The sequence below is a fragment of the Nocardia cyriacigeorgica genome, from assembly GCF_005863245.1.
In the GTDB taxonomy this organism is placed as follows: Bacteria; Actinomycetota; Actinomycetes; order Mycobacteriales; family Mycobacteriaceae; genus Nocardia; species Nocardia cyriacigeorgica_C.
Genome location: NZ_VBUT01000001.1, coordinates 296,849 through 305,504, shown reverse-complemented (window position 1 = coordinate 305,504; position 8,656 = coordinate 296,849). Strand labels below are relative to the sequence as shown.

11 protein-coding genes are annotated in these 8,656 nt (G+C 69.6%); all 11 read left to right on the top strand.

The genetic code is table 11. From position 1 onward, the window contains the following. Positions 1-18 precede the first annotated feature (18 nt). The 11 genes from FEK34_RS01455 to FEK34_RS01405 all read left to right on the top strand — a co-directional run bounded on the left by FEK34_RS01455 (position 19) and on the right by FEK34_RS01405 (position 8,634). Entirely contained in the window at positions 19-303 is a 285-nt protein-coding gene (locus FEK34_RS01455) for a hypothetical protein (RefSeq protein ID WP_138446061.1), read from the top strand. Between the two features lie 20 nt (positions 304-323). Beyond that, on the top strand, positions 324-815 hold the full coding sequence (locus FEK34_RS01450; RefSeq protein WP_249358738.1) for a DUF6301 family protein: 492 nt from the start codon (positions 324-326) through the stop codon (positions 813-815). After that, positions 812-1,255: a TY-Chap domain-containing protein gene (locus tag FEK34_RS01445; protein ID WP_212748678.1), complete on the top strand. Its 444-nt coding sequence runs from the start codon at positions 812-814 to the stop codon at positions 1,253-1,255. The genes FEK34_RS01450 and FEK34_RS01445 overlap by 4 nt, the downstream gene beginning before the upstream one ends. Before the next feature lie 115 nt (positions 1,256-1,370). Further along, positions 1,371-3,074 (top strand): hypothetical protein, encoded by a 1,704-nt coding sequence (locus FEK34_RS01440; RefSeq protein WP_138446059.1) that lies wholly within the window; start codon positions 1,371-1,373, stop codon positions 3,072-3,074. Positions 3,075-3,188: 114 nt separating this feature from the next. Next, complete coding sequence (locus FEK34_RS01435) at positions 3,189-5,039, top strand: hypothetical protein (protein WP_138446058.1); 1,851 nt, start codon at positions 3,189-3,191, stop codon at positions 5,037-5,039. After that, the gene (locus FEK34_RS01430) at positions 5,036-5,821 is read left to right on the top strand and encodes an ESX secretion-associated protein EspG (RefSeq protein WP_138446057.1); all 786 of its coding nucleotides are present in this window, start codon (positions 5,036-5,038) and stop codon (positions 5,819-5,821) included. Before FEK34_RS01435 ends, FEK34_RS01430 begins: the two co-directional genes overlap by 4 nt. 15 nt (positions 5,822-5,836) lie before the next feature. Beyond that, positions 5,837-6,178, top strand: coding sequence for a hypothetical protein (locus FEK34_RS01425; RefSeq protein ID WP_138446056.1), 342 nt, complete (start codon positions 5,837-5,839; stop codon positions 6,176-6,178). A gap of 51 nt (positions 6,179-6,229) precedes the next feature. Next, entirely contained in the window at positions 6,230-6,529 is a 300-nt protein-coding gene (locus FEK34_RS01420; RefSeq protein WP_138446055.1) for a YbaB/EbfC family nucleoid-associated protein, read from the top strand. A 114-nt stretch (positions 6,530-6,643) separates the two neighbouring features. Continuing rightward, positions 6,644-6,964 carry a hypothetical protein gene (locus FEK34_RS01415; protein ID WP_171047994.1) on the top strand — a complete coding sequence of 107 codons (321 nt, stop codon included), beginning with the start codon at positions 6,644-6,646 and terminating at the stop codon, positions 6,962-6,964. Further along, complete coding sequence (locus tag FEK34_RS01410) at positions 6,961-8,262, top strand: hypothetical protein (RefSeq protein ID WP_138446054.1); 1,302 nt, start codon at positions 6,961-6,963, stop codon at positions 8,260-8,262. The genes FEK34_RS01415 and FEK34_RS01410 overlap by 4 nt, the downstream gene beginning before the upstream one ends. 33 nt (positions 8,263-8,295) lie before the next feature. Further along, positions 8,296-8,634 (top strand): PE family protein, encoded by a 339-nt coding sequence (locus FEK34_RS01405; protein ID WP_138446053.1) that lies wholly within the window; start codon positions 8,296-8,298, stop codon positions 8,632-8,634. The last annotated feature ends 22 nt before the right edge of the window (positions 8,635-8,656 follow it).

The window sequence follows — 8,656 nt, the reverse complement described above, 5'->3', positions numbered from 1 at the left end:
CAGAGACAAGGAGGCACCATGCGGGTGAGTCCGCCGACCGATGACGAGCTACGGCAGAACTTCGAGGAGATGCTCGCCTCGGTGTGCAGCGGTGGGGGTTTGCGCTCCGCCACCGGCCTCGATATGAAAACCGAGGACGCCTTGTGGGCGATCGCCCGCGCCCACCCGGAGGTGCCCGACGATCTGGTCGCCGCCGCCCGCGCAGCTTTCGCCGGCCAGCTCGACGGCACCAATGCCCGCGAGCGCAGGGAAGCGCTGGCCCGCAAGATCGAGGAACTCGACCGGCGCGGGCAGACCCGATGACTGCGGACGGGAACGAGTCGATGACGCAATGGCATGCGATGTCCGGTGCCGAGATCGCCGCGCTCGGCACACGGTTGCGGTCGCTGAATTGGTCGTGGCAGGTGGCCGACGGCCCGCAGCTCGCCACCGAGTTCGGCTGGCGGGTGCTGCACAGCGACGCGAACTGGGTCATGCTCGACACCGGTTTCGGTCTCGGCAGCGGTGAGATCCGGGGCAAGGAAGGAAAAGCCGAGGTCATCGAGGCCCGGGTGACAGATTTCGCCGAAGAGTCGGCAGCCGGCCGCGAACGCATCCGCGACGCGTTCGCGGCGATGGGCGAGGCCCTCGCTCAGGCGCTCGGCGCACCGACGGCCCGAATCCCCGGCGAGTTCCCGCAGCTGCGATGGGCGGGTACCGGCCACACGCTGGTGCTGCACGAGTTGGCGGTCTCGGTGGTGCTGAAGCTGGTCGACAACACCAGGCTCGCCCGCGACGACCGCAACGTCGAGCTCGAGGAACAGGGACTGCTGTGACGGAGTGGGCGCAGCTGAGTACGGGCCTGGCCGCCGAGATGATGCGGCTCGGCGCCGGTTCGGTGCTGCGCATCGGCGAGGACCGAGTGGAGTCGCCGCGCTTCGCTCAGCTGCGTCAACTCGACGACCGCATCTGGGCGGAGTTGGTCGGCGATCGCTGGCTGAGCCCCGAGGCCAGGGCAGGAGCCGAGGGCGCGCGGATCCTGACGGCGGCAGGCTGGCAGCCCCCGGACGCCGACCACGCCGACAACTGGTGGGTCGAATGGCCGTGGCCGCTGCCTTCGGCTCGCTATCGCGAACTGGCCGCCATGATCGTGGAGGGTCTGCGCGACGCGTTCGGGATCGCGAACCCGGCCGCCCTGTCGTATGTCGCGTGGGATGAGAGCGACGGAAATCGTCCGTTGGACCTGCCTGCCCTGGGCTTGGCGCGGCAGAACTGAATGCCGGCCGGGTCGGTTCGCCGTCACCGGCTGTTCCGGCTCCGTTTCACCTGCGGTGGTATGACCGCTTCGAGCTACCCGGTCATCGGGCGCGCAGACGAGGAGAGTGCCGCGAGTGAACAACCCCGCCGACCAGCCGGAACCGGCCCACGAGCAGCCGGCAGGCGAACACCCCTCCGCGAATTCGGAGCCCGGCGCGCGGCCCGCCGACGCTGCGGCGGAAGGCACCGCTGCGGCGGCCGCCTTCGCTGACGCCCCCACCGCTGCCGCCGCCACCTCCGCCGACGCCGCTGCCGACGACACCGCTCGCGCCACTGCTGCCGACAATCCCGCCGACCCCGACGCCGACACCCCCACCGACACCGACGACGACCCCGACGTCGGCTTCACCCTCGACCCCACCCCCACCCCGCCCGCCGCCGACCCGGCCGAACGCGCCACCGAACTCACCCGCCAGATCGCCCGCGCACTGGCCGCCGCCGCCCCCGCGGGCTGGCAACGGCTGACCGCCCTGTTCGCCCTGACGGCGGCTGCCGAACTCGGCCAGGTCTTCTACATCGACGAGCAGGACCATTCGATCGGTGCACAGCCGTCGACGGAGGTGCTGGAGCTGGTGCGACGTCAGCGCCACGAATCCGCGCAGCTCGGTGACGGTCCCTGGTGGCGTCTGCTGTTGACGCTCGGTGCCGGCGGTGAGCTCGAGGTCGACTACGACTACGGCGACGAACCGTTCCCGCAGGATCAGCTGTTCCCGCCGCAGGCGTATGCCGAGGATCTGCGGGTCTATCCGCGCCGCTCACTGCCGGTGTGGCTGGCCGCCCATCTCGCCCATGGCGACCGCCAGTCCCGCTCGCCGGGCGATGCCGCCGCCCAGGCCCGGGCTGACCGTGCCCGCGATATCCGCGGTGAACTCGCCGATCGCGAGCTGCCGGAGTTCCCGCTGATGTGGGCGCGGTGGGCGGTGCTGTCGGCCGCGTTCGTCGCGGCGGGTTCGCAGTGGGGTCCGCGAATCCTGCCGTCGCTGGGCATGTTCGAGGGCTCCCGGCGCAGCGGCGCCACCCTCTACGCCTTGCCCGGCGGACGGGCGGTGCTCTCCGGCGGGGTCTGGAACGCCCCCGATCTCGACGCCGCCTACAACGGGAATGCGGCCTTGCCCGAGCTGTATGCCGGTGCGCCCGAGTGGGTCGCGAATCCGGTGCTCAACGCGCGCGCGTCCACTGGGTTGCTCTCGTTCTGCTACTGGTGGGACAGCGGTCACTGGTATTGCGGCGAATCGCCGGGCGCGCAGGGGATCGCCGAGGCGGTGCCGGGGTTCTGGACCTCCGACACGGTGGTGGATGTGGTGCTGCGGTTGATCACCGCCGAGCCGGGTGAGCGTGACCGGCGTGCGGTCGCCGCACTGCTGTCGGCCGCCGAGGTCGGTGTCGCGACCAGGGACACGCTGATCGAAGTCTTCGGCGACGACGGCGATTTCGATATCGACAGCGCCTTCTACCAGCTCACCCTGGCCGGTGTCGCGCTCTCGCTGCCCGAACCGATGCCGCAGGAGCAGGCGCTGGCACGGGTGCGCTCGCATCTTGCCGACTCCGGCGCCGACACCGCGGGCTATCCGCCGCATCAGCTGGTCGCCGAGCGGATCAGCGTCGGCTGGATGGTGTTCGTGCCGGTGGGAACCGATGACATCGCCGTCGGCCGCACCATCTTCTACCTCGCTGACGACGGAGTCCTGGAACAGTCCAGCTCCTCGGTCGCCCCGTCGGATTACATCGCCGAGTTCGAGCGGCGCTTCCAGCAGCGGCACCGCTCGGTCGACTACTGACCCGGGCGGAAACGCTCGGCCCGAGCATGATTCATCGCGCGGCTACCTGCCGTTCAGTTTCTCCACGGGATGATCACGCACCGTGTGGACAGCGAGTGGGAAGGAGCTGTGCCGATGGCCGGAGAGAACAATCCATGGGGCGACCTCCGCACCCAAGCCGGCAACGGCGGGCTGGTGTTCACCAAGGACGTCGCCACCGATGCCGCGTCCTACTGCGCCGATCTGGTCGACGTGCTCAATATGGTGACCGGCAGCCTCGACGATGTGCTGAAGATCGATGGCCTCGGTCACTTCCCCGGCGCGGTGCGGCTGGCGAACAAGTTCGCCGAGATCGCCGCGGAGTTCCGCGACGAGGTGATGAAGGAACACAAGCGCATCGCCACCGACCTCGGTGAGTCGTTCGTCATCGCGGGAAAGCTGTACGAGGGCACCGATCTGGACGGCAAGGGCCATTTCGACTCGATGGTGCGCACCAGCAATGCCGGCGATCTGATCAAGCACGTCGAGCAGGAGCAGATGTATGACGGCCGCTGGGTCGACATCTCGCCCGATATCCCGAACCTCGGCAACTACCAGAACAAGGATTCGAAGTACGGCGGTCTTCCCGACAGTCTGCTCGACCTCGCCGGAAGCGAAGGCTCCCAAGGATTCTCGGTGACGGTGCCGCCGGCCCAGACCCTGAACTTCAACCAGCTGTGGTGGCTGGGCGATCAGATCCGGGGCAAACCGGCCTTCATCGCGGTGGCCGGCGGTGACTGGTACCGGATGAAGTTGCAGCTGCAATCCGGATTCTCCAACTTCGACCAGAGTATCCAGGGCTTGATGGATTCCGACCGCTGGAAGGGCACCGGCGCCGACGGTGCCGCCCGCGCGGTCCGGCTCTACACCAACAACAGCGGCAAGCTGCTCACCGCGATGCAGCAGCTCAGCGACAACCTCGTCAATGCCTCCGGCTGGACCGCCAACACCGTCTACGGCATGCCCGACAAGAGCGTGGCCTACACCCCCGACGACCAGGAGCACGCCCAGCTCGAACTGGCCAGGCAGGTCTACGCGAACTGGTACGAGCCGGGCATCGCCGCCTGCGCGTCCGCGATTCCCATCATGCCCAAGCCGACCGACGCCGTGCAGATGCCGAACGACGACCGCCGGAACCCGGGCGGCAACAATGGCGGTAACAACGGCGGAAACAATGGCGGCGGCAACAACGGTGGCGGCAATGGCGGCGGAGGTAGTTCCGCCGCACAGCAACAGCAGCAGGCGAGCCTGGCCCAGTTCGCCAAGGATCAGCGGGCGCTGACCCAGCAGCAACGCGATATGGAAGCCGCGCAGAAACAGGCCGACGCCGAGGCCCGCAGGCAGGCCGCCGAGCTGCGACAGCAGCAGGAACAGGCACAGCAGCAGGCCGAGCAGCGCGCTCAGCAACAGGCGGCCCAGCAGGCCGCGCAACAAGCCCAGCAGGCGCTCCAGCAGGGCTTGCAGCAGGCGCAGCAAGCCGCCCAGCAGGGGTTGCAGCAAGCTCAGCAGGCCGCCCAGCAGGCGATGCAGCAGGCCGGTCTGGCCGGGCTGCCGCAGGCGCTGTCCGGACTGGGCAAGGACCTGCCGAACCTCAAGGGCGGGCTCGGCGGCGGCAAGGGCGTCGGTGGTGGTGGCGCGGGCGGCGGCGCCGGTGCCGGTGGCCTCGGCGGACTCCCGAAAGAACCCGCGCAGACCCAGGCGTCGAAGCTGTTCCCACGCGCCTCGGCCGCCGGTATCGCGGCCGGTGCGATGCGTGGCGCGGGCCTGGCGCCCATCGCCGGCGCTCCCGGCGCTCCCGGCGGCATGGGCCCGGCCGGCGCCGGTGCCGGCGGTGGTCAGCAGGGTGCCAAGGAGCACAAGCGCGCCGATTACCTCGACTCCGTCGAACACATCGAAGAAGCACTGGGCGATGCGCCGGTGGTGGCCAAACCTGTTGTGGAGAAATGAACCGGACCTGGGAATTCAGCGATATCGAGTTCGTCGTGCTGTGGGAGTCGCTTGGGCGCGGTGGGCTGCCGTTCCCGTTGTTCTACACCGGGCGCACCGAGGATCCCGAACGGTTCAAGGCCGAGAAGCTCGCCGCCCGCGACGAGGTTCAGCGCAGGCTCGGCTCCTCCTTCGACCCGGTGCTGGAAGCGATCGCCGACCCGGATCTGCAGATCGTGATCAACGGCGGCGACGGCCGCGCACCGCGCGAACCGAAGGGCTTGGTGCGGCTGCACGGCACCCGCCGGCAGAACACCGGCTACATCATCGAGCAGCTGCCCGGCGAAACCTACTGGCACAGCGGTGGTTTCACCGTCACCGAATGTGAGGCGGTGAGCCTGGCACAGGAGTTGGTCGCCAAGATGCCGGAAGCCGAGCCCGGCAAGCAGCGCGATGTGGTGCTGCCCGCGGAGAACCCGGGCGAGGAACTCGACCACTCCTACGGCGCCTCCGCCGTGCACGACTCCTTCGACGATTCGGTCGGCCAGCGCGGCGCCACCTTTCTGGCGACGCCCGCACCCAGCTACGGGACCATCGATGTGGTGCAGGGCTTTTCGATCTTCGGCCCGCGCGGGATCACCAAACACCGGCTGCGCTGGCGCGATCTCGAAGACGACGGCCGCTACGTCATCGGTGACGAGACACCGCCGGTGGCCAGACCGGCCGACCGCAAACATCTGGTCAACGCGATCAATACCCGGGTCGCCGCGGTGATCCGGGCGATCAAGGACGAGCGCGCGTGAGAAAGGGATGCGGCGATGAGTGAGCAGGAGCAGGGCCCGGCCGAATGGACCGCCACCTCCCGTACCGGCGCGATCGCGGTGCGGACCACCGAACAGGGGCTGCCGGTGGGCATTTCGATCGAGCGAAACGAGCTGCGGGGGGATCCGACCGCGCTCGCGGCGGAGGTGCTGCGGCTGTGCAAGCAGGCCGCGAGCCGGGCCGGGCTCGCGCGCCGGGCGCAGCTGGAAGAAGCGGGCGTGGCCGAGGACATGCTGGCGTTGATGGGGCTGCCGACCGCGGCGGAGGTGGCCGCGCAGGAGATGGCCGACGAGCAGGACTACGACACCGAGCCGCGCAGCTGGCTTCGCTCGGTCTGACCTGCTGATTTTCATCAGTGGGAATAACTGTGCGGGAGAGGAATTCGCCTCGTGTTTGAATCTATGGACGAACTGGAAGCCAGCGTTCGCCGGCGGTTGTACCGCATGCGCGATCTCGCCGACGACATGGCCGCGGTCCGCGCGAGCGAAACCGCACCGGACGGGACCGTCACCGCAGAGGTCGACGGCAACGGCGCGCTGGTGAATCTCCAGTTCACCACGGCGATCTCGGAGCTGACACCGTCCGAGTTCGAGCAGCGGCTGGTGAGTACCGCCGCAGCGGCGGCCAGGGCGGCCTTTGCCCGGCGCGCCGAAATCGTCGTGTCATTCAACGAAGAAGTCAGCGGGTAGACACGTCACGTTCACCCTGACCGGTCATAGTTTTTCGCAAGAGCTCACACCGAAGCTTCCGCTCGGTGGGGGGATTCGCGCCAAACATCCAGCATCACCGGATCGGGGAGTACGATGAGCGACCTCGTAGCAACACCTGACGCGATCCGTCGCTACGGCGACGCGGCAGCGGCGATGGCGACGAGCGTGGCCACCGCGGGCAGCGTCGACCAGGCCGCGACCATGGCCGTCGCGGCCCCCGTGTTCGGCTTGATCGGGCAGGAATTCCTGGTGTCCTACGCCATCGCGCAGGGCAACCACCTGTCGTCGGTGATGGAACTGGCCGGCGTGCACGCCGCGACGGCGGTCACCGCGCATCAGAGCGCCGCGGCCTACGAGGCCTCCGACGCCGCCGCCATCGCCGAACTCGGTGCGGCGACCGCGCCGCTGCAATGAATCCGGAGCTGGACCCCACCGTCGTCGATCTGCTCCGGGGCAGCGCCCTCGCGCCCCATATCGATCGGCCGGTGAACGACATCCTCGCGGATATGGGTCTGCCGCCGCTGCCGGATCTGTCCGCGATCCCGCCGCTGCCGGAGTTCCCGCCGATGCCGGTGATCGATATCGCCGCGCTGGCCCGTCCGTTGACGGATCTGGCCAGCAGCTTCGGCACCGGCGTGCTCGCACCGCCACCGGGCGGCGGACCGGATCCGATGCAGGTCTTCCAGGCCGTCAACACCGCTCTCACCACGGCGATGCAGCTCGGGACCTCGGCGTTGCAGGCGGTGATGACGATCTGGCAGGGCATGGGCGCCAGCAGCGCCGCGGGCAAGGCCGCCGACGCGCAAGCCGACAGCGCCGAACTGGCCGCGCAGAGCACCAACGAGAAGACGGTGCTCGCCGGTGCGGCGACCTCGGTGGCGGTCGGCGGCGCCGAATTGACCGCGATCATCGCCAAATACCTGACCACGATGGTGGCCTCGGCCCCGCTGCTCGCCACCCCCGGCGGGCAGATGTTCATGGTCGCCGCGACCACCGAGGCGCTGGCCTCGGCGACGGCCGTGGTGGCCAAGACCCGCGGTGAGCTGCTCGGCCACTCCGGGAACATGACCGAGGCCGGGAAGAAGGTCGCCGTCACCGGGGCGCCCAAGGGCGTGGACTCGATGCAGCAGGTCATGCAGCTGCTGCAAATGGTGACCCCGCTGATGACGATGGCCAGTACCGGAGCCCAGTCCATCGGACAGCTGGCCGCCGCCAACACCTCGCTGCTGGCGCCGAAACCGGTGGACGGCGAGAAGGATCCGGCCGAGAAGAAGGACGGCGAGCCCGGCAAGGGTCATGCGGGCGCCGGTGGCGGCGGCGTCGGTGGCGGCGGTGTCGGAGGCGGCGGCGGCCCGGTCGCCGCACCGCTGAGCCCATGGCCGGGCACCCGGACCGCGGGTCTGGGCGCCGTCCCCGGCGCCGTCGGCGGACTCGGTGCCGCATCGTCCGGCGAGGCGGCGCTGGCCGGTGGACGCTCGGCAGCGACAACCGGCGCCACCGGTCCGGCCATGATGCCGATGGGCGCCGCCGGTGCGGCCGGCGCCGCCGCGGGCGTCCGCGGGGCGGGCGACTCCGGCGATATGCCGAACTACCTGGTGTCCGGCCAGCACGGCGACGAGGTCGTCGGCGATATCGAGGGGGTCTCGCTGCCGGTGGTCGGCGCGGCCGAACCACAGTCCGAAGCACCACCCGACAAAGAACTCACCCTCTGACGCAGTCAGCACGGTCCGATCCAGGAGGTTGTCATGGTCCGCAGTGGTGTGGATTTCGATGGGGTCCAATTCGATGCCGCGGGCGCGGGCGCGGCCGCGCGCGAACTCGATGGTCTGGCCGACCGGCTGGAGCAGGCGCTGACCAGCAGGGAAGCCGCGCTGAAGGTCGAACCGGCCGGTGCCGACGAGGTGTCGCGGGCGGCCGCGCAGACGATGAACGACGTCGCGGTGTCCTTCGCCGACAGCACCGCCGCAGGCATCCACGAGCTACGCAAGCTGGCCGCCGTGCTGCGCAGCCAGATCACCGAATTCGGCCGGTCCGAAAGCGACAGCGCCACGGGCTTCGATCTGCCCGCGCGTGGAGCGGCCTAGCTCGACCGGGCGGCACACGGAG

Excerpts from the sequence above, each read along its gene's own strand:
- FEK34_RS01455 (WP_138446061.1), top strand. The coding sequence starts at position 19 with ATGCGGGTGAGTCCGCCGACCGATGACGAGCTACGGCAGAACTTCGAG.
- FEK34_RS01450 (WP_249358738.1), top strand. The coding sequence starts at position 324 with ATGACGCAATGGCATGCGATGTCCGGTGCCGAGATCGCCGCGCTCGGC.
- FEK34_RS01435 (WP_138446058.1), top strand. The coding sequence starts at position 3,189 with ATGGCCGGAGAGAACAATCCATGGGGCGACCTCCGCACCCAAGCCGGC.
- FEK34_RS01430 (WP_138446057.1), top strand. The coding sequence starts at position 5,036 with ATGAACCGGACCTGGGAATTCAGCGATATCGAGTTCGTCGTGCTGTGG.
- FEK34_RS01425 (WP_138446056.1), top strand. The coding sequence starts at position 5,837 with ATGAGTGAGCAGGAGCAGGGCCCGGCCGAATGGACCGCCACCTCCCGT.
- FEK34_RS01415 (WP_171047994.1), top strand. The coding sequence starts at position 6,644 with ATGAGCGACCTCGTAGCAACACCTGACGCGATCCGTCGCTACGGCGAC.
- FEK34_RS01410 (WP_138446054.1), top strand. The coding sequence starts at position 6,961 with ATGAATCCGGAGCTGGACCCCACCGTCGTCGATCTGCTCCGGGGCAGC.
- FEK34_RS01405 (WP_138446053.1), top strand. The coding sequence starts at position 8,296 with ATGGTCCGCAGTGGTGTGGATTTCGATGGGGTCCAATTCGATGCCGCG.